Here is a 21487-nt window from a genome sequence, read left to right as displayed (position 1 = left end):
AAAACGCTTTCATTATTTTTTCAAGAGAAACACCCACATTAAAGCGGATGTCCCCCGGGCTTATTTTTTTGTTTTTACCGCTATTCTGGCTTCATATTTTTCCAATGTGATTTCGCCGGTCAGCGTTTCTCCGGTCAGCATATCTTTTACGGCCGACTCCAACACGACGGGCTGGCGTTTTTCTGTGAAATTCATGATGAAAATATAATCATTTTCTTCATCCTGTCTGACTTGAACGGAGACGCCAGGCTGATGTTTCACGTCAAAAGCCGGTTGAATCGATAGCTCTTTGATCAATGTTTCATAAAAATCCCGATGAAATTGGCTGCTTAAGCGCGCACCGATATAGTACGTCTTCCCCTGTTTGTATGAATGGCTTGTAACAGCCGGCGTGTCCGCATAAAAATCGTCCTCATAGAATCCCACGGGATCTGCCGTATCCAGCTTCAGCACGGTCGCATAATCTTTCAGCTCATAGGACCGGTTTTGATAACGGACCCTATTTTTGTCGCCCGGATAGAGCGTATCGGTTTCAACAGGTTCCATGCCAAACATCTCTTGCAGATCTTGCGGCCATCCGCCTAAATAGGTCAGGTCAGATTCGTTGACGATTCCGCTAATATACGTCATCACCAATGTGCCCCCGTTTGCAGCAAAGGCTTTTAAACGCGCGATTGTTTCTTCACTTGCTAAGTAAAGCATCGGAACGATCAGCAGCCGGTACGGCGAAAAATCCTGTTCCTTCGTAATCACGTCGACTGGAATATCACGCTCCCAAAACGCGCGGTAGTGCTCGTGCAAGGTTTGGGGATACCGCTTGGTTTTCATCCCGAATCCTTGTGCATCTTCGAGCGCCCAATGGGTTTCCCAATCATAGAGGATCGCGACATTCGCGGGCCTTGTCGTTCCGACGACTTCAGACAGTTCATCAAGGGTTTGCCCCATTTTTGCCACTTCTTTAAATACGCGGTTCTCGGAACAATTGTCATGGCCGACAACCGCACCGTGAAATTTTTCCGATGAGCCGCGGGATTTCCGCCATTGAAAATAGAGAATGCTGTCAGATCCGTGGGCGATCATCTGCATAGAAGACAAGAGATGCATCCCCGGCCGTTTCGCTTTATTAAAATTGTGCCAATTGACAGCGCTTGGCGTCGATTCCATTAAAAGAAACGGCTGCTGTTTCAGGCTGCGGTACAAATCATTGATAAAGCCGACTTTCATGGCCAAATCAGCTGTGCTTTCCCAATCATTGTGCCAGGCGGGATACGCGTCCCAGCTGATCACGTCCAGATGCTTGGCAAACTTGCTGTAGTCCAGCCCTTGAAATGGAATGAGATCATGCGTGTCAGCCATAAAGTTGGTCGTAATCGGAATATTCGGCGTGATTTCCTTCAACGGAACGATTTCATTTTGAAAGAAAGAGATCGTCTGATCAGTGACGAAGCGGCGCCAGTCCAAATTCAAGCCGTGCACCGCATTTTCACCGATCGGAGACGGCGATTCAATCTGTGACCAATCGTTGAAGGTATGGCTCCAAAAAGGCGTCCACCATGCATCATTCAAAGATTTAAGATCATTGTTGTACTTCTTTTTCAGCCAGTCTCTAAAAGCGTGCTGGCATTGATGACAATGGCATTCTCCTCCGTATTCGTTGGAGACATGCCACATCAAAAGGGCAGGATGGCTGCCGTACCTTTCAGCCAGCAAGCGGTTGATCTTTCTCGTTTTTTCACGGTATACGTATGAAGTGAAGCAATGATTGTGCCTTCCGCCATGCAGCTGTTTGACACGTTCCGCATTGACGCGCAGCACTTCCGGATATTTTTGCGACAGCCAAGCAGGACGGGCGCCGCTCGGTGTCGCCATTATAATCCGTCCTCCGTTCCGGTGAATGTTCTCAAACATATCATCCAGCCATTCAAACGTATAGACGCCTTCCTCCGGCTCAAGAGCGCTCCATGAAAAAATCCCCACTGAAAATGTATTCGTATGGGCAAGCTTCATCAGCTTGATATCATCTGCAAGAATATCCGGACGGTCAAGCCATTGATCCGGATTGTAGTCTCCCCCGTGAAGCATGTATTTTGCTTGTGTCGTATAAATTTTTGACATAATACTCTCCTTTTTTAGACCATATTCTTCTCGGACTATCCTTTCGTTCCGCCTGCCGTCAACCCTGATACAAAGTTCTTTTGCAGCATGATAAAGATGACGGCTACCGGAATGCTGATCAAAATGGCGCCGGCGGCAAACGTCGTATAGCTGGCTCCCATGACTTCATTGACTAAATTGTATAAACCGATCGGCAATGTATACGACTCCGGCGTCCGCAATATGGTCGAAGACAAAACGAAATCCCCGAGCGGTCCGGTGAATCCGTTCATGGCGACGACCGCGATCATCGGTTTGGATAGCGGCATAATAATCTGCAGAAAAATCCTTGTATTGCTAGCGCCGTCAATCTTAGCGCTCTCATCCAAATCGATGGGAATGGAATCCATATACCCCTTCATCAAATACGTGTTCATCGGTATAAGCCCGCCGATGTACAGCAAAATCAGCAGCCAATGGCTGTTCATCATTCCGAGCATCTGCGCTAAAACGAAGAGCGCAACCAAAGCCGAAAATTGAGGAATCATTTGCAGCAGCATGAATAAAACTAAAGCGTTTTTTCTACCTTTAAAACGAAAACGTGAAAAAGCATAAGCTGTAAAAGAAACACTGATGATTGATCCGATCATCGTAAAGATGCTGATTTTCAGCGAGTTTATATACCATTGCCCGTATTGAAGGCTCTCTTTTCCTGCAAATAATTCTCTATAGTGATCCAATGTCGGATTTGTCGGAATGATAGAAGTACTGACCAAACTGTTGCCGGGATTAAAGCTGGCTCCCACCGTCCAAAGCAGAGGATATATGATAACGGCTGTCATAAAAACCAACAGAGAATAGGTCAGAAGGAGCCGAAAGAATCTTCTTTTCTTCATATGTTAAGCCCCCTCTTTGAAAGAATTTGTCCGTCTGAACTGCCACAGCGCGATAGAGATGACAAAGACCGACAGCAGGATCGTCAATGCGGCGGCTAAAGAGTACTGGCTCGACTGCATCGTCAATTTGTAAATCCAGGACACCAGAATGTCGGTTCCTCCCGCTGTTGACCCGGGAACAGCCGGACCGCCTCCATTGAATAGATAGATAATGTTGAAGTTATTAAAGTTAAAAGTGAATTGCGTGATGATAATCGGCGCCATTGCGATTAAAATCAGCGGCATTGTGATATGCCTGAATTTCGAAAACGCGGACGCGCCGTCAATTGTCGCCGCTTCATACAGGTCGTCCGGAATCGACTGCAGAACACCGGTCGTCACAATAAACACATAAGGAAAACCGAGCCACCCCTGCATGAGGATAAGCGCCAGCTTCGTCCAATTGGCATTCGTCATCCAAGGAATCGGATCGATGCCGAATGCGGCGAGGATTTGATGATTGAATGCACCGAAGCTGTCATTAAAGAGGCCGGCAAACACAAGAATGGTAACAAAGCCGGGCACGGCCCAAGGCAAAACCAGAATCGTCCGGAAAAATTTCTTGAAGCGGACTTCCTTCTGATTGACGACAACCGCCAACAAAATTCCCAACCCGACTTGGAGCGTGGAAGCGACAAGCGTCCAGACAATGGTCCAAGCTAAAACATCCAAAAAGGTCGACCGCCAAATATCAACGGTGAAAATTTCAGAAAACGTTTTAAGCCCTACCCAATCGACAAGGTGGGCAGGCGGAGAATGGTAGAGGTTATAATTTGTAAAAGCTAATGCAAAGCTGAACAAAATCGGAAAAACAACGGCGAAAATCAAAATGAACAGTGATGGTCCGCTGATGAGATACGGATATCCCTGAGCCATTAAATTATGATATTGTTCCTTGAGTGAACTGAGCTCCTTTTGTTCATCGCGCCGCTTTCCGTTTTGGTAGGCATCCCGCAAATTGGCGTAATAGACAGCCAGCCCAAAACCGGTGACAATCACGGCGATGATGCCTTCTGCCAATAGAAAAATCGAGTTATCGCGCGGCACTTCGGTTCCAAGCGTAAACAGGCCCCACAGCCCCATATTCAGCAAATCGCCAAAAACCGCAAAGAAGGAGACGCCTAAAAGAAGGAATAACAGACCCTTTATCCATTGTTTATTGTAGAATTGGCCCAAACCGGGAATGATTGATAATAGTAAAGCTTTTTTGCGATGCTGCACCTTCTCTTTCACCTCTTTATATGGACGTCCTGATCATAAATGGCGCCAAACTTAAGACAAGTTTGACACCAATGCTGCGGCTTATTTGCTGCCGCTGTGCTTCGCTTTGATCTGTCCTTGTATCGTTTCCGCGGCTTGATCAAGCGCTTTTTTCGGTTCCGCTTTTCCGGTTGCGATCGTTTGCAGAGCCGCATCCGCCGGCGTCCATACTTCATTCATCTCAGGAATATTCGGCGTCAACTCTGAGTACTGAGATTGCTCGGCAACAGCTTGAGCCGCTTCGCTTTTTGTGACGGCAGGATCATCCGCCAGTTCTTTGACAGCGGGAACTTCTTTTGTGATCTCATATCTCTTCTTTGAGTTTTCTTTATTGGCGAGAAAGACGGCTAATTCTTCCGCTAGATCGGCATTCTTCGAATAAGCGCTTACATTGTAGCTCTTCACGCCGACAAAAGAACTCATATGTTTGCCGTTGGACAGCTTAGGCAGCTTGGCAACCCCGTAGTCGATGCCCGCTTTTTTGAACGGTTCCAGATTCCACGGACCAGAAATAATCGCTGCTGCTTTTCCTTCCGTAAACAGCGATTCCAGCACATTGATGCCCTGCTCCCCAATAATTCCGGCAGGGAACAGCCCTTCTTGATAAAACTTCTGAATGTACTCGGCTCCTTCAACTGCACCTTTGTTATTCAAGCCGAGATCAGCCGGATCATAAGTGCCGTCTGCATGGCTCTTAAAAATGTAGCCGCCGTATCCTCCCATGACGCTCTGTGCATAATAAATCTGGTCAAACAGCGCCAGGAAGCCGAATTTTTTGCCGTCAGCCGTTTTTTTCGAATACTCATACCATTCATCCAGCGTTTTCGGCAGTTCTTTTTCAGAAATCAAATTTTTATTATAGTAGAGCATCGTCGTTTCGACCGCTTTCGGCAGGCCGTAGACCTTACCGTTTGTCACCTGGGATCTCATTGCCGGTTCCGTATAGATCGATTGGATTTCTTTGTCCACCTTTAATTCCTTGATCAAACCTTCCGTTACCGCTGTTCCGATTTGATCTCCAGGCATCGTTAACACATCAGGCCCCGTTCCTGCCGGTCCATCCATCCGCAAGTCTTCGGTCTGCTTTGCGTAAGGCTTTTCCACGACTTTGACAGATACGCCGTGCTCTTTTTCAAACTGGGCAACGGCATCTTTAATGCCTTCGCTTTTTTCTTTATCTTCCCAGACCACGAGTTCCTTTTGCTTCGAGCCTGATGCTTCATTGCTGCTCTCTTTAGGTCCGCAGGCAGTTAAAGACAAACTGAGAGCAATCACACTGCTGATTCCAACATATTTTTTCATATTCATCATTTGTCTCATTCCTTTTATTGGATTGAAAGCGTTTTACAAAAACAATATAGCATGTCTAAGAAAAAGTGTAAACAATTATTTTACTTCCTATAGTAAAATGTTTTACGAAAAAGGCGCGGCTTATGAACAGCCCGCGCCTTTTTTAATTGGTGCTTTTCCTGACCACCAGTTCTGCACCGATATATAGCGTTTTTACAGCTTTTCTCTTTTCAAGTATTTGTTCAAGAAGCAATTCAATGGCGTTTTTGCAAAGTTCTTTAATATCGATATGGAATGTCGTCAGCGGCGGAGATACGTATTTCGCCACACTGATGTTGTTGATGCTGATGACGCTCACCCTGCCCGGGATGGCGACCCCTTTTTCATTTAAAGCCTGAAGGCAGCCTACGGCGATCGGATCCGCCGCTGTAAAGAAGGCCGTCGGCAGCTTTTCGCCCAATGTTTCAACCGCTTTATCCATCAGATGGTAGCCGTTTTCCACCGAAAATCCCCTGCGGCAAAAAATAAAGCCTTCCTCCAAGAGCCCTTTTTCCCTCATATAATCGCGAAACGTTCGTTCCCTTACGTCCATTTCGTCTTCATCGGTATTGGGATTGTGGTACGTGCCTCCGATAAAGCCGATCTTTTCATGCCCTTTTTCAATAAGAAAGTCCACCGTTTTCCTCGTCATCTGCTTTAAGTCCGGCCTGACTGAATCAAAATGATTCGGATCCGGCGTCGAATCGATAAATACTCCGTGAGGCGTCATCTGCCTTAACCGGGTTAATTCATCATCTGAAAATGATCCGACCGCAATGAATCCTTCAATGTTTTCGGGGATGGCGTCAATACCCCCCGAAATTTTATACGTCGTCAGTTCAACGTTGAATTGCTTTGCGAGCTTCTCGATTTCCAGCCTCATCGTTTTAAAATACACGTCTTCGAGTTCCTCTTTATCCGTCAACCAGTACAGAAACGCGATGTTTTTTACCAGTGTTCTGATCGTTTTTTTGCGGTAGTTCAGGCTTTCCGCCACTTCAAATATTTTCTCCCGCGTCTCATCGGGTACGGACAGGCTTTCGTCGTTATTTAATACGCGGGAAACCGTCGAGATGGAATACCCCGCCTTTTCTGCAACATCTTTTATCGTCGCCACGATTGCAAAACCTCCATGAACATCTTTCATATTTTTAGTAAAATATTTTACTAATTTAACGTTATTTTTTGTAAAAGTCAAGTGCTGATTGCCCTATCCCTGCCAATAAGGATTTTACATGAAAACGTTTCATTTGAAAAAACACTTTTTATTGCACCAATTAAAAACCCGTAGTAAACTGGGGTTAAACTTAATTAAATTAATTTATTAAGTCTGCACGTCAAACGAATGGGAGGATATATGAATACTACAGCCGCTTTATCAAACGACTTTCGCTCTATTTTTAAGACAGAACAGACACCGCGAACCTTTTTTGCTCCGGGAAGAATCAACTTAATCGGCGAACACACGGATTATAATGGAGGGCATGTTTTCCCCGCTTCGATTTCATTTGGCACCTATGCCCTTGGCGTGAAACGAGATGATCAAATGATCCGTTTCTATTCAAAGAACTTCCATGACAAAGGCATAATTGAATGCAGCTTGAGCGATTTAGCATTTGACCGGTCTGACGGCTGGGCCAACTATCCGAAAGGAATGTTCCTTTTGATGAAAGCAGCAGGCCATCAAATCGTTCACGGCGCCGATATTTTGTATTACGGAAATATTCCGCACGGGGCGGGCCTCTCTTCTTCCGCATCGATTGAACTTGCGACAGGCGTTCTTTTAAAAGGGCTTTATGGTTTGCAAACAGACACGATCTCCATGGTTAAGCTCGGACAAAAAGTCGAAAACGAATACATCGGCGTAGGCAGCGGCATTATGGACCAATTTGCGATCGGCATGGGGAAAAAGGATCACGCGATTTTGTTAGACTGCCAAACACTTCATTACACATACGCTCCCTTCGTATTGAAGGAACACGATGTGATCATCATCAATACAAACAAACAGCGGACGCTGGCCGGATCTAAATATAATGAAAGGCGGGCCCAATGCGAAGAGGCGCTCCGCGATCTGCAGCAGGAGTTATCGATTGCAAGCCTGGGCGAAATGACGGCGGAAGCATTTGAAGCTCATCAGCACCTCATCCGAGATGAAATTAATCGAAAACGCGCCAAGCATGCGGTGTACGAAAATGCCCGGACGCTGAAAGCGCTGGGGAAACTTCGCGGGGACGATCTCGCCGGGTTCGGCAAGCTGATGAATGAATCTCATATGTCTTTAAGGGATGATTATGAAGTGACAGGGCTGGAGCTTGATACCATTGTCCAGGCGGCTTGGGAACAAGACGGCGTCCTGGGTGCACGCATGACCGGCGCCGGGTTCGGCGGCTGTGCGATTGCGATTGTAGAAAAAGACCGGACAGACAGCTTTAAAGAACGCGTGAATGCCGTCTACCGCGAAACGGTTGGCTATGATGCCGCATTTTATACTGCGGCGATAGGCGACGGCGCCAAAGAAATATAGAAAGGGGAATGGATATGAGTGTGTTGGTTTTGGGCGGTGCCGGCTATATCGGTTCACACGCCGTGTATCAGTTATTGGACAGGGGCGAAACCGTCGTTGTCGTTGACAACCTTGAGACCGGCCAAAGACAGGCCGTACATCCTGAGGCAGTCTTTTATGAAGGGGATGTGCGCGATCGCGACTTCCTCCGCACTGTTTTCGAAAAGGAACGTATTGAAGAAGTGATCCACTTCGCCGCCAGTTCACTTGTCGGCGAATCAATGAAAGATCCGCTTAAATACTACGACAACAATGTATCCGGGACACAGGTTTTGCTTCAGACGATGCTTGAGCACGATGTGAAAAAAATCGTATTCTCCTCGACGGCGGCCGTCTACGGAGAGCCTGAATCGGTGCCGATCACAGAAGTCATGCCGACGCGGCCGACAAGCACCTACGGGGAAACGAAACTGATCATGGAGAAGCTCATGAAGCGGACTGAAGAAGCCCATGGAGTCAGCTTTGTGTCTCTCAGGTACTTTAATGTCGCAGGAGCAAGGGAAACGGGAGAGATCGGAGAAGACCATCATCCGGAAACACACCTGGTCCCCATCATCCTGCAAACCGCTCTCGGACAAAGACCGCATATTACGATTTTTGGGGATGACTATGATACGCCCGACGGCACGTGCATCCGCGACTATGTTCATGTCGAAGACCTGATTGACGCTCATCTGTCGGCTTTGGACTATTTAAGAGAAGGCGGCAAAAGCGATATATTCAACCTCGGCAGCAGCGAAGGATTTTCGGTGAAAGAAATGATTGATGCGGCGAGAAAGGTCACCGGCAAAGACATTCCCGCCGAGATCGGCAAGCGCAGAGCCGGCGACCCGAGCATCCTGATTGCCGGCTCTGACAAAGCAAAGCAGGTCCTAGGCTGGAGGCCTTCGCGCACTTCTGTAGCAAAGATCATTGAAGACGCCTGGAAGTGGCATTCATCACATCCAAACGGGTACAGGAAGGAAGTGTCAACATGATTGAACAAGACATAGCCGGACTCATTCAAAAAGCGCTTGAAACAGGGTTAATCGAACCGGATGACGTGAACTACGCACGCAACCAAGTGATGAACCTGCTGGGTCTGGACTCGTTTCCCGAAGAAGCCCCTGCGGCTTCCGGCGACTCCATCCCCGACCTTTTGGAAAGACTCGCCGCTTATGCAATTGAACACGGCGTCATAACCGACGACGCAGACGCGAAAGACATGCTGGCGGCAAATGTGATGAATTGCTTTGTTGCAAGACCTTCTGTCATCAATGCCGTGTTTCAGCAAAAATACGAACAATCGCCGCTGGAGGCGACCGCCTATTTTTATCAGCTCAGCAAAAACAGCAACTATATCCAGACAAAACGAATTGAAAGAAATATTTCGTATCAGGCGGATACACCTTACGGCACAATGGATATTACGATCAATTTGTCAAAGCCGGAAAAAGACCCTGAGCAAATCAAACGGGAGCGCGCCGCTGCAAAACGAGCACGCAGCTATCCGACGTGCCTGCTGTGCAAAGAAAACGAAGGGTATGCAGGACGAATCGGGTATCCCGCCCGGGCGAACCACAGGATTATTAAAGTCCCGCTCGCCGGAGAAAACTGGTATTTTCAATATTCTCCATATGCTTACTATAACGAGCACAGCATTTTATTTTCTGAGCAGCATCGGCCGATGAAAATTGATAAGCTTGCCTTTCACAGGCTGCTTGTTTTTACAGAGCTGTTTCCGCATTATTTTATCGGATCGAATGCCGATTTGCCGATCGTCGGCGGGTCTATTTTAAGCCATGACCATTATCAAGCCGGACGATATGAGTTTGCGATGACGCGCGCAGAAGACGCGTTCTCCTTTCAAATCAAACAGCACCCGGACATCGAAGCCTCTGTTTTAAAATGGCCGATGTCTGTCATCCGCTTGAAAGGAACGGCGATCAACAGCCTTGTCGATGCGGCGGATCATATTTTTCAGACTTGGAAAAACTACTCGGATCAACAAGCGGATATTACGGCTTTTACTGATGAAACGCCTCATAACACGATTACGCCTATTGCAAGAAACGTGAGCGGTGTTTTTGAAATCGACCTTGTGCTCAGAAACAACCGGACATCTGCCGAGCATCCATACGGCATATTCCACCCGCATGCTGACGTTCACCATATTAAGAAAGAAAATATCGGCTTAATCGAAGTGATGGGCCTGGCCGTTCTTCCTCCCCGCTTAAAGACCGAACTGGCAGGTGTCCAAGAATTCCTGCTCGGTCAGTCAGATGCCGTTGAAGCGCATCACCGGGAATGGGCCGAACAGCTCAAAACCGAATACGGAGAGCTGTCCGGGCCGAAGCATGCTGAATCAATTGTACGAAAAGAACTTGGCCGGAAATTTGTTAAAGCCCTTGAGGATGCCGGGGTATTCAAAAACCGCGAAGCTTTCATGCGCTTCATCCACACGGTCAATCGTCAGGGGTAAGGCTTCACCGGTGTTAAAACAGGCGAAAAAAAGGCTTATTTTAACACCGGATCAAACAGCTCCGCCAACAGCAATGAAACGGCTCCGTAAAGCGTCGCTTCATCGCCGAGCTTCGTTATCGTCACCTCTGTCTGCCTCGCTTCGGCTGTTAAGGCTTTCTGCTGTATCGTTTCTCGTATCGCCGGCAATATGAACCTCCCGCCTTTCATCACTCCGCCGCCCAGCACGATTTTGCCCGGATTGACAAGATGAATGAAGTTGGTCAGCCCGATTCCGATCATCACACCGGTTTCCCGAAAGAGTTCGATACACGTTTGGCAGCCGTTCTCGGCCATTTCAAACAAATCTTTGGCTGTCAGGCTGTCCGGACTTTCTTTTAACCGTTTGTTTCCCCGCTTGGCAATCGCTTTACCGCTCACAATCGTCTGCAGGCAGCCCCGGTTGCCGCACTCGCACTTTTCTCCATTAATATCAATGATCATATGGCCCAGTTCCCCTGCGATTCCTTCCGCTCCATGGTACAGTTTTCCGTTGATGACAATCCCCGCACCGACACCGTGGCCGACGTTTACGGCCGCCATACTGCCTGCATCATCGCGGCCGCCGAACCACGATTCGCCAAGCGCCATCGCCCTGGCATCGTTTTCAACTCTGACCGTTAAGTTGAATTCTTGTTCCAGCACATCTTTAATGGGAATATTGGTTAGGTTTAAAATCGGGGCGATGCGTGACATTCCCGTTTCAGCATCGACGACCCCGTGCATTGCGATGCCGATCCCGATGATCTTTTCCTGATTGACATCGGCCCGTCCCAAAATCGCATAAACATTTTCTTTTAAAACATCAATGAACGTCTCGTTTGTCAGCGGTTTTTTCAGCAGGCTGGATGTCCGCTGCAGTATCCCTCCGGCTAAATCGGTTAAGATGCACTCCACCGTCTCAGGCCCGGCATCAATGCCAATGACATAATAGGCACCTGTGTTGATGTGCAGCATTGTCGGCTTCCTTCCGCCGCTCGAATGGCCGAGCGTGCTTTCTTTCACGAGCCCTTGTTCGATCAGCTCTTTGACAATGCTTGAGACCGTGGGAGGGGTAATCTTTGTTTCCTTGGCGATCTCGGCTCTCGAAATCGGCTCTGAAGTTCTGATTTTATTAAGAATGATCGATTTGTTCACCGATTTCATTAATTGAAATGTACCACGCTGCATGTGAAATCCTCCATTTACACCATATCGTAGGTTTTATTGTACCACGGTTAATTAATTAAATTAACAAACGAAAACAAGAAGGCTTGCGTTCAAAAATATAATCAGTTATACTGACTATATTGTTTGGTGATTATTTTAGGTGGTGATGATTTTTGAAACAGTTAAGTCAATTTTACGGATTTTTGCTAGGAAAGGTTCTTCAGCAAATGGAGGATCAATTTGCTGATGTTCTCGCTCCGTATAGCTTGAATGCCAGGCAATTCGGAGTACTTGTATTTATTGAAGAAAACCCTTTTTCTTCTCAAAAACTGATTTCTGAACAACTGCAGATCGACCGTACGACAATGGTGAGCCATGTTGACCATTTAGAAGCTTCAGGCTTTGTGGAAAGGACAAAAAACGCAAGTGATCGCAGGGCATACAGCCTAATCCTTACTGAAAAAGGCAGCGATGTACTGTCATCATGCAAACAGGTTTTAGTACAGACAGAATATGAGGTTTTATCCCCTCTGACTGACAATGAAAAAAAATTATTTAAAGATTTGCTTTTAAAAGTATGGAAAAAGTATAAAAACTAGGAGGCATACCCTATGAATTCACTCGATTTTTTTAATGCACGTTTAGAAGCCACCATTAGTCCAATGGATTATTTTAAATCTTCAAAGGATCACCCTGAAAAATATTTTTTAATAGATGTAAGAAACGGGCCAAGCGAAGTCAGGAGTTTGACGATAAAAGGTGCTCAAGCGATACCTGAACACGATCTCCCTCATCGATTAGAGGATATTCCAAAAGATAAAGAAATCATTGTGTACTGCTGGGATGTCTGGTGCAATACGGCATCTAAAGCAGCTAAATTTTTATTAGAAAAAGGCTATCAAGTGAAAGAGCTGACCGGAGGGATCGCGGCATGGAGAGAAATGAATTTTCCTGTGTCAGCATGCACCGAAGGGGATACTGACAAGGATGCTTGCGGATGCTGAATGGAATGAAAAGAAGGTATTGGATCGGCGTAGCTTCGCGCGATCACGTCTTGAAGGGTGTATCCGGAGGCTTTGCTCAACTTTGCCACGGAAAAGAGGCGCCTTTAAAAAGAATGAATCCCGATGATTGGATCATTTATTACTCGCCAAAACAAAATCTCAAAGATGATGCGCCCTATCAAAAGTTTACAGCTGTAGGGGAAGTGAGTGATAACAGAGTTTACAAGGTTCATGCGGGAGAAGGATTCTCACCTTACAGAAGGAAGATCAACTTTTTAAAATGCCGGGAAACGCCGATCCACCCATTCATTCCCAACCTCTCTTTCATCAAAAACAAACGGCACTGGGGTTATTCCTTTCGATTTGGGCACATAGAAATTAGCGAACATGACTTCAAACTCATCGTTAAACAAATGGTCAAAATATAAAGGGCAGCTGCTCCCTTTATACTTTTTTGCTTTAGTGGAGTATTTCGAGCGCATTGGCAAAACAAATCGTTTTATAAATGGAAAAAATTTTTCGGAAAATTTGAAATGAAAGTGTTTGCATAATCAAAATAATCGCGTTATCATACTTGTATACAAGTATACTCGTATAACTAGGAAGGTGAGTGTATGAGCCAATCTAAAAATCTTTTATATCCGGAGAAGTGGCTTTCAAGAGCTTCAACAGGTGTTCGCGTCGCATGCGAGCTGAGAATGCGCATTATTTCCGGCTTGATTGAAAGCGGTACCATTTTATCTGAAAATAAATTGGCTGCGGAATTCTCGGTGAGCCGGTCTCCCATCCGCGAGGCTTTAAAAATACTGGCATCGGAAAAAATCATCCGTTTGGAACGGATGGGCGCCGTTGTCATCGGTTTAACCGAAAAAGAAATTGGAGAAATTTATGATGTGCGTCTGGTGATGGAAACATTCGTATTCGAACGGCTTGGACGGGCCAATGTCGACGAACTGGTAACAGACCTCAGCAAAATATTGGAGATGATGAAAGTCTCCATCAAATACAAAGATGCCGACGAGTTCTCATTTCAAGACGTCTTATTTCACGAAACGATTGTCCGCTCCATCAATCATTCTTACATTTTGATGATATGGAACAATCTCAAACCTGTGATGGAAAGCTTTATTCTTTTATCCATGCGGGCCCGCTTAAAAGAAAAATACGAAGACTTTGAACGAATTCTCGATAACCATGAACTTTATATCAAAGCGATCAAAACGAAAGACAGGGATCTGATGCTTAAATCCCTCCATCAAAATTTCGATGACGTGCAAGGTAAAGTTGAAGATCTGTGGCTGTCGCAACAAATGCTGGCGAAAGGGGCCGAACAAGAAAATGACTAGTTATATGTTAGGCATAGATATCGGTACGACAAGCACGAAAGCGGTTTTATTCAGTGAAAAAGGGGACGTGATCCAAAAGGAAAGCATCGGCTACGCGCTTTACACACCGGACATCTCGACCGCTGAGCAAAACCCGGATGAGATTTTTCAGGCCGTCATCCAGTCAACGGCGAAAATCATGCAGCAGCATCCTGACAAACAGCCGTCATTCATTTCATTCAGCAGCGCGATGCACAGCGTGATTGCGATGGACGAAAACGACAAGCCGCTCACCTCCTGCATCACTTGGGCAGACAACAGAAGCGAAGGCTGGGCTCATAAAATCAAAGAAGAAATGAACGGGCACAATGTCTATAAACGGACGGGAACGCCGATTCATCCGATGGCGCCGCTAAGCAAAATCACATGGATTGTAAACGAGCATCCTGAAATCGCTGTCAAAGCAAAAAAATATATCGGAATCAAAGAATATATTTTTAAAAAGTTATTTGATCAATATGTCGTCGATTACTCCTTAGCTTCGGCGATGGGAATGATGAATCTCAAAACATTGGCCTGGGATGAAGAAGCACTGGCCATTGCAGGCATCACACCTGACCACCTATCAAAGCTCGTTCCGACAACAGCCATTTTCCATCACTGCAATCCGGAACTGTCGGCGATGATGGGAATTGATCCGCAAACGCCATTTGTCATCGGTGCCAGCGACGGCGTGCTTTCCAACCTCGGCGTCAACGCGATTAAAAAAGGCGAAATCGCCGTCACTATTGGGACAAGCGGTGCGATTCGCACGATTATCGATAAACCGCAAACCGATGAAAAAGGCAGAATCTTTTGCTATGCCTTAACTGAGAATCATTGGGTCATCGGCGGGCCAGTCAACAACGGCGGGATCGTCCTTCGCTGGATCAGAGATGAATTTGCATCATCAGAAATCGAAACGGCAAAACGTCTCGGCATTGATCCGTACGATGTCTTGACCAAAATTGCCGAACGCGTCAGACCGGGTGCCGACGGACTGCTGTTCCATCCATACCTCGCAGGCGAACGGGCGCCGCTCTGGAATCCGGATGTGCGCGGTTCATTCTTCGGCCTCACCATGTCGCATAAAAAAGAACACATGATTCGCGCGGCATTGGAAGGGGTTATTTACAATCTGTACACCGTCTTCCTGGCGTTGACAGAATGCATGGACGGTCCAGTTGCCCGAATTCAGGCGACCGGAGGTTTCGCAAGGTCTGACGTATGGCGGCAAATGATGGCCGATATTTTCGAATCGGAAGTCGTCGTGCCGGAAAGCTATGAAAGCTCTTGTCTCGGAGCCTGCATTTTGGGGCTGTACGCGACAGGGAAAATCGATTCATTCGATGTCGTCTCCGACATGATCGGAAGCACGCACAGACACGCGCCGAAAGAAGAATCGGCCAAAGAATACAGAAAATTAATGCCGCTTTTTATCAACTTATCTCGAGCACTTGAAAACGAATATACACAAATTGCAAATTATCAAAGAAGCTTATCCAGCAAAAAATAGGGGAGAATTGGAGGCGTTATCATGCCATTACTGATCGTAGCAATCGGGATTGTCGCATTATTGCTTTTGATTATGGGGTTAAAACTGAATACGTTTGTTTCCTTGATTATCGTATCGTTCGGGGTTGCATTGGCGCTTGGAATGCCGCTTGACGACATCGTCAAAACGATTGAAGAAGGCCTTGGCGGAACGCTCGGCCATATCGCATTGATCTTCGGGCTCGGCGCCATGCTGGGCAGGCTGATCGCGGATTCAGGGGGCGCTCAGCGCATTGCGATGACCCTCGTCAACAAATTCGGAGAGAAAAACATCCAATGGGCGGTCGTCATCGCCTCCTTTATCATCGGGGTTGCATTATTCTTCGAAGTCGGATTGGTATTATTGATTCCAATTGTATTCGCCATTTCAAGAGAATTGAAGATATCTATTTTATACCTTGGAATTCCAATGACGGCGGCCTTATCCGTCACACACGGCTTCCTGCCCCCGCATCCGGGACCGACGGCTATCGCGGGAGAGCTCGGCGCCAATATCGGGGAAGTGCTGCTCTACGGTATCATTGTTGCAATTCCAACCGTTCTTTTGGCCGGACCTTTATTTACGAAACTGGCGAAAAAAATCGTCCCGCAATCATTTGAGAAAATGGGCAGCATCGCTTCACTCGGTGAGCAGAAAACGTTCAAGCTTGAAGAAACGCCCGGCTTCGGCATCAGCGTCTTCACAGCTATGCTTCCGGTCATTATCATGTCTATTTCGACTGTTATTACGCTTATTCAAGAAACGATGGGCCTTGCAGACAACAGCCTGCTGGCAGCGGTTCGCTTAATCGGGAATGCCTCGACTTCGATGGTCATCTCCCTGTTGGTCGCGATCTATACGATGGGGATGGCCAGAAAGATCCCGATCAAACAAGTGATGGATTCCTGTTCAACCGCCATTACACAAATCGGAATGATGCTCTTGATCATCGGGGGCGGCGGCGCCTTCAAACAAGTCTTGATCAATGGCGGAGTAGGCGACTATGTAGCTGAATTATTCAAAGGAACAGCCATGTCGCCGATCTTGCTCGCCTGGGTCATCGCCGCAATTCTGCGCATCTCCTTAGGATCCGCGACAGTTGCTGCATTAAGCACAACCGGACTCGTTCTTCCGATGCTCGGACAAAGCGATGTCAATCTTGCGCTGGTTGTGCTTGCAACAGGGGCCGGAAGTGTAATCGCTTCCCATGTCAATGACGCAGGCTTCTGGATGTTCAAAGAGTATTTCGGACTAAGCATGAAAGAAACATTTGCCACCTGGACACTGCTTGAAACCATTATCGCGGTGGCCGGATTAGGATTTACTTTATTGTTAAGCCTATTTGTATAAAAAAGTCTTAAATGAAGGAGCAGGTATTACATGCGCAATACAATCGGTGTCATAGGTTTGGGAGTCATGGGGAGCAATATCGCCCTGAACATGGCAAGCAAAGGCGAACAAGTCGCCGTCTATAACTACACAAGGGATTTAACCGATCAACTCGTCCAAAAAACGGGAGGCCAAACAGTCAAGCCGTACTATGAACTTGAAGATTTCGTACAGTCTTTAGAAAAACCGAGAAAAATCTTTCTTATGGTCACAGCAGGCAAACCGGTTGATTCTGTTATCGACTCGCTCGTTCCTCTGCTTGAAGAAGGGGATGTCATCATGGACGGCGGCAACTCCCACTACGAAGATACGGAACGAAGATATGACAGTTTGAAAGCGAAAGGTATCGGCTACTTGGGAATCGGCATTTCCGGCGGCGAAGTCGGCGCTTTAAAAGGCCCATCCATTATGCCCGGCGGAGATCGGGACGTCTACGAAAAAGCAGCTCCGATTCTCACAAAAATCGCCGCCCAAGTAGAAGGATATCCATGCTGTGTCTACATCGGTCCAAAAGGCGCGGGGCATTTTGTCAAAATGGTGCACAACGGCATCGAATACGCAGACATGCAGCTTATCGCTGAAGCGTATACATTTTTAAGAGAAAAGCTTCTTTTGCCGATAGATGAAATCGCTGACATTTTCGACACGTGGAATCAAGGAGAGCTGAAAAGCTATTTAATCGAAATCACGGCAGAGATCCTGAGGAAAAAGGATGAGCGAACGGGCGCTCCGCTCATCGACGTCATCCTCGACAAAACCGGCCAAAAAGGCACGGGCAAATGGACGAGCCTGCAGGCCATCGACAACGGCATTCCATCATCGATTATCACGGAATCCCTGTTTGCCCGTTACCTGTCATCATTAAAAGACGAACGGACAGCTGCCGAAAACGTATTGGCCGGCCCTGAAACAGAAGAACGGCCCCTGGATCAGAACGTGTGGATCGACCGCGTCAGACAGGCGTTATACATGGGGAAAGTCTGCGCCTATGCCCAAGGCTTCGCTCAATATAAAATGACGTCTGACCTGAACGGATGGAACCTGCCGTTAAAGGACATCGCCCTCATCTTCCGCGGCGGCTGCATCATCCGCGCACAATTTTTAAATCTCATCAGCGAAGCTTTCGACAAACAGCCGGACCTGTCCAACCTGCTGGTCGCACCTGACTTCGCTGAAAAACTAAAAGAATACCAGTCCGGCTTGCGAAAGGTCGTCTGCGAAGGCATCAGCTCAGGCATCTCATTCCCGTGCCTGAGCACCGCCCTCTCCTATTACGACGGCTACCGGACGGGCCGCTCAAACGCAAACCTGCTGCAGGCGCAGCGCGATTATTTCGGCGCTCACACGTATGAGCGGACGGATATGGAAGGCGTGTTTCATACGGACTGGTATTAAAAGCTGCACCCCAGACCTCGGGGTGCATTCTTATTTTACTCAAGAATGAATTTCATACTTTGTTCAACATTTCACAAACTCATACTTCAAATTCGTGATATGATAAATTCAGCCACAGAAAAGGAGGACTGATACCAAAATAAACCAGATATTCGCTTCAGGGATAAAATTTTTTAACTCCACTTGTGAAATGTTTCACAAACAATGTCCGCATCATTCATCCCTGAACATCCTGTTGTAATCAAATTCCTATTCATTCACTGGAGGGTTTACAATGGCAATCGAAGAAAAGGAAATGAAACAAAAGCAAAATGCCTCAACCATGGTTGATCAGCTAGTCGAAAAAGGCCTAAAGGCATTGGAAGAATTCCGCAGCTTTGATCAGGAGCAGATTGATGAGATCGTCAAACAGATGGCGCTTGCCGGCCTTGATCAGCACATGCCTCTCGCCAAACTTGCCGTCGAAGAAACGAAGCGCGGCGTTTATGAAGATAAAATCATTAAAAACATGTTTGCCACAGAGTATGTCTACCATCATATCAAATACGATAAAACAGTGGGCATCATCAATGAAAACGAACACGACGGAGTCATTGAAATCGCGGAGCCTGTCGGTGTCATCGCCGGGGTGACGCCGGTGACCAACCCTACTTCCACTACAATGTTCAAGTCCCTGATAGCGATCAAAACAAGAAACCCTATCGTGTTTGCTTTCCATCCATCGGCCCAAAAATGCAGCCGCGAAGCGGCGAGAATCCTTCGGAACGCAGCCGTCAAAGCAGGAGCACCAGACAACTGTATCCAATGGATTGAAACGCCTTCGCTGAATGCAACTCAAGCCTTAATGACCCACCCGAACGTTTCCCTGATCCTCGCAACAGGGGGCGCCGGCATGGTGAAATCAGCGTACAGCTCCGGAAAACCGGCCCTTGGTGTCGGACCTGGAAACGTTCCGTGCTACATCGAGAAGTCTGCCAACCTGAAGCAAGCCGTCAATGATCTGATCTTATCCAAAACATTTGACAACGGCATGATTTGCGCATCAGAGCAGGCCGTCATCATAGACAAAGACATCTACTCAGACGTCAAAGTCGAAATGACAAGAAACAACTGCTATTTCTTAAATGAAACCGAAAAATCAAAGGTCGAGAAATTGGTCATCAATGAAAATACTTGCGCGGTAAACGCTGATATCGTCGGCATGCCGGCATTCAAAATCGCTGAAATGGCCGGTGTCAAAGTGCCTCAAGATACAAAAATCCTCATCGCCGAATTAGAAGGCGTAGGTCCGGATTACCCGCTTTCCAGGGAAAAACTGAGCCCTGTTTTAGCGTGCTACAAAGTCAGCGGAATTCAAGAGGGATTAAAACGCGCCGAAGACATGCTCGCGTTCGGTGGAACCGGCCACTCGGCGGTAATTCATACGAACGATCAAGAAGCCGTTAAAGAATTCGGATTACGGATGAAAGCCGGGCGGATCATCGTCAATGCACCGTCGTCACAAGGGGCGATCGGCGACATTTACAACGCCTATATGCCTTCTTTAACACTCGGATGCGGCACATATGGCGGAAACTCCGTCTCGTCAAACGTTGGAGCTGTTCATTTAATCAACACGAAAAAAGTGGCGAAAAGGAATGTCAATATGCAGTGGTTTAAAGTTCCTCCAAAAATCTATTTTGAAAAACACGCAACCCAATATTTAGCGAAAATGCCTGACATCTCAAAAGCGTTGATTGTGACTGATCCGGGGATGGTGAAACTCGGATATGTAGACCGCGTCCTACACTACTTAAGAAGGCGCCCGGATTACGTTCATTGTGAAATTTTTTCTGATGTCGAGCCTGATCCTTCAATCGAAACGGTGATGAACGGCGTCGACATGATGGCCAAATTCCAGCCGGATGTCATCATCGCCCTCGGCGGAGGTTCTGCAATGGATGCCGCAAAAGGAATGTGGTTGTTCTATGAGCACCCGGATGCTGAATTCTTTGGATTAAAGCAAAAATTCCTGGACATCCGCAAGCGCATTGTCAAATACCCGAAACTGGGCGAAAAAGCAAAATTCGTCGCGATCCCGACGACATCAGGCACAGGCTCTGAAGTCACGTCATTCTCTGTCATTACAGACAAAGAAACGAATACGAAGTATCCGCTGGCCGACTATGAATTAACGCCGGACGTCGCGATCATTGACCCGCAATTTGTCATGACCGTGCCGAAACATATTACGGCTGACACAGGAATGGACGTATTAACACACGCAATTGAATCATACGTATCGTGCATGGCTAACGACTATACAGACGGCTTGGCCATGAAGGCCATCCAGCTGATCTTCGAATACCTGCCTAGAGCATACAAAAACGGCAGCGACGAGCTGGCCCGCGAAAAAGTGCATAATGCATCAACGATTGCCGGAATGGCGTTTTCCAATGCCTTCCTTGGCATCAACCACAGCTTAGCCCATAAGCTTGGCGCGGAGTTTCACATCGCTCATGGACGGGCAAACGCCATCCTTCTGCCGCACGTGATCCGCTATAATGCAGAAAAGCCGAAAAAGTTCACGGCATTTCCTAAATACAGCCACTTCATAGCCGATCAGCGCTACGCGGAGATTGCCAGAACGCTCGGCCTGCCTGCAAAAACAACTGCAGAAGGCGTTGAAAGCCTGATCCAGGAGATTATCTCGCTCGCCAAAGAGCTTAAAATTCCGATGAGCATTAAACAAAACGGCGTGGATGCTGCCGCATTCGAAAGCAAAGTGGATCTCATGGCCGAACGCGCCTTTGAAGATCAGTGTACGACAGCCAATCCGAAGCTGCCGCTCGTTTCGGAGCTTGCTGAGATTTACCGTTCCGCATATAAAGGAGTTTAGCCAAAGAAGCCGTCATTCCGACGGCTTTTCGTTTTCAATTAGGACTCTTCATTCTCACTACTCTACCATTTGTGCCAATCATACTATATGA

General features: G+C 47.1%; 17 protein-coding genes. 11 read left to right on the top strand and 6 right to left on the bottom strand.

From position 1 onward, the window contains the following. Window positions 1-60: 60 nt before the first annotated feature. The 5 genes from M1E03_RS00445 to M1E03_RS00425 all read right to left on the bottom strand — a co-directional run bounded on the left by M1E03_RS00445 (window position 61) and on the right by M1E03_RS00425 (window position 6735). The gene (locus M1E03_RS00445) at window positions 61-2115 is read right to left on the bottom strand and encodes a beta-galactosidase (RefSeq protein WP_458110605.1); all 2055 of its coding nucleotides are present in this window, start codon (window positions 2113-2115) and stop codon (window positions 61-63) included. A gap of 35 nt (window positions 2116-2150) precedes the next feature. Further along, window positions 2151-2990 (bottom strand): sugar ABC transporter permease, encoded by an 840-nt coding sequence (locus tag M1E03_RS00440; RefSeq protein ID WP_458110604.1) that lies wholly within the window; start codon window positions 2988-2990, stop codon window positions 2151-2153. 3 nt (window positions 2991-2993) lie between these two features. Beyond that, window positions 2994-4250 carry a carbohydrate ABC transporter permease gene (locus tag M1E03_RS00435; RefSeq protein WP_025810524.1) on the bottom strand — a complete coding sequence of 419 codons (1257 nt, stop codon included), beginning with the start codon at window positions 4248-4250 and terminating at the stop codon, window positions 2994-2996. An 81-nt stretch (window positions 4251-4331) separates the two neighbouring features. After that, window positions 4332-5600: a sugar ABC transporter substrate-binding protein gene (locus tag M1E03_RS00430; RefSeq protein ID WP_458110603.1), complete on the bottom strand. Its 1269-nt coding sequence runs from the start codon at window positions 5598-5600 to the stop codon at window positions 4332-4334. Between the two features lie 142 nt (window positions 5601-5742). Continuing rightward, entirely contained in the window at window positions 5743-6735 is a 993-nt protein-coding gene (locus M1E03_RS00425; protein WP_020453577.1) for a LacI family DNA-binding transcriptional regulator, read from the bottom strand. Window positions 6736-6975: 240 nt separating this feature from the next. On the opposite strand from M1E03_RS00425, the gene M1E03_RS00420 reads away from it, so the two are divergent. From M1E03_RS00420 to galT, 3 genes are read left to right on the top strand one after another with little or no spacing between them, the layout of a single operon-like run. Beyond that, on the top strand, window positions 6976-8145 hold the full coding sequence (locus M1E03_RS00420; RefSeq protein WP_095291224.1) for a galactokinase: 1170 nt from the start codon (window positions 6976-6978) through the stop codon (window positions 8143-8145). 14 nt (window positions 8146-8159) lie between these two features. After that, window positions 8160-9161 (top strand): UDP-glucose 4-epimerase GalE, encoded by a 1002-nt coding sequence (gene galE / locus M1E03_RS00415; RefSeq protein WP_123032416.1) that lies wholly within the window; start codon window positions 8160-8162, stop codon window positions 9159-9161. Then, complete coding sequence (galT, locus tag M1E03_RS00410; protein ID WP_095291221.1) at window positions 9158-10645, top strand: UDP-glucose--hexose-1-phosphate uridylyltransferase; 1488 nt, start codon at window positions 9158-9160, stop codon at window positions 10643-10645. Before galE ends, galT begins: the two co-directional genes overlap by 4 nt. Window positions 10646-10680: 35 nt before the next feature. Here galT and M1E03_RS00405 read toward each other — a convergent pair whose 3' ends face one another. Next, on the bottom strand, window positions 10681-11853 hold the full coding sequence (locus M1E03_RS00405) for an ROK family transcriptional regulator (RefSeq protein WP_020453581.1): 1173 nt from the start codon (window positions 11851-11853) through the stop codon (window positions 10681-10683). Window positions 11854-12059: 206 nt separating this feature from the next. Here M1E03_RS00405 and M1E03_RS00400 point away from each other — a divergent pair, with 206 nt between their 5' ends. The 8 genes from M1E03_RS00400 (at window position 12060) to adhE (ending at window position 21396) form a co-directional block, all read left to right on the top strand. After that, complete coding sequence (locus tag M1E03_RS00400) at window positions 12060-12431, top strand: MarR family winged helix-turn-helix transcriptional regulator (RefSeq protein ID WP_228119609.1); 372 nt, start codon at window positions 12060-12062, stop codon at window positions 12429-12431. A gap of 12 nt (window positions 12432-12443) precedes the next feature. Continuing rightward, window positions 12444-12836: a rhodanese-like domain-containing protein gene (locus M1E03_RS00395; protein WP_146873690.1), complete on the top strand. Its 393-nt coding sequence runs from the start codon at window positions 12444-12446 to the stop codon at window positions 12834-12836. Next, window positions 12830-13264, top strand: a complete 435-nt coding sequence (locus tag M1E03_RS00390; protein WP_020453584.1) for an EVE domain-containing protein — start codon at window positions 12830-12832, stop codon at window positions 13262-13264. Before M1E03_RS00395 ends, M1E03_RS00390 begins: the two co-directional genes overlap by 7 nt. A 186-nt stretch (window positions 13265-13450) precedes the next feature. Continuing rightward, window positions 13451-14182, top strand: a complete 732-nt coding sequence (locus tag M1E03_RS00385) for a GntR family transcriptional regulator (RefSeq protein ID WP_020453585.1) — start codon at window positions 13451-13453, stop codon at window positions 14180-14182. Beyond that, the gene (gene gntK / locus M1E03_RS00380; protein ID WP_145623880.1) at window positions 14175-15716 is read left to right on the top strand and encodes a gluconokinase; all 1542 of its coding nucleotides are present in this window, start codon (window positions 14175-14177) and stop codon (window positions 15714-15716) included. Before M1E03_RS00385 ends, gntK begins: the two co-directional genes overlap by 8 nt. 21 nt (window positions 15717-15737) lie before the next feature. Continuing rightward, entirely contained in the window at window positions 15738-17084 is a 1347-nt protein-coding gene (locus M1E03_RS00375; RefSeq protein WP_065643474.1) for a GntP family permease, read from the top strand. Between the two features lie 30 nt (window positions 17085-17114). Continuing rightward, window positions 17115-18518: a decarboxylating NADP(+)-dependent phosphogluconate dehydrogenase gene (gnd, locus tag M1E03_RS00370; RefSeq protein WP_035338094.1), complete on the top strand. Its 1404-nt coding sequence runs from the start codon at window positions 17115-17117 to the stop codon at window positions 18516-18518. Between the two features lie 274 nt (window positions 18519-18792). Beyond that, window positions 18793-21396, top strand: coding sequence for a bifunctional acetaldehyde-CoA/alcohol dehydrogenase (adhE, locus tag M1E03_RS00365; RefSeq protein WP_026580397.1), 2604 nt, complete (start codon window positions 18793-18795; stop codon window positions 21394-21396). Window positions 21397-21487 lie beyond the last annotated feature (91 nt).

This window comes from Bacillus sp. PK6-013, from assembly GCF_054161445.1.
Note: the sequence above shows the minus strand (reverse complement) of the source record. Positions and strands in the feature narration are given on the sequence as shown.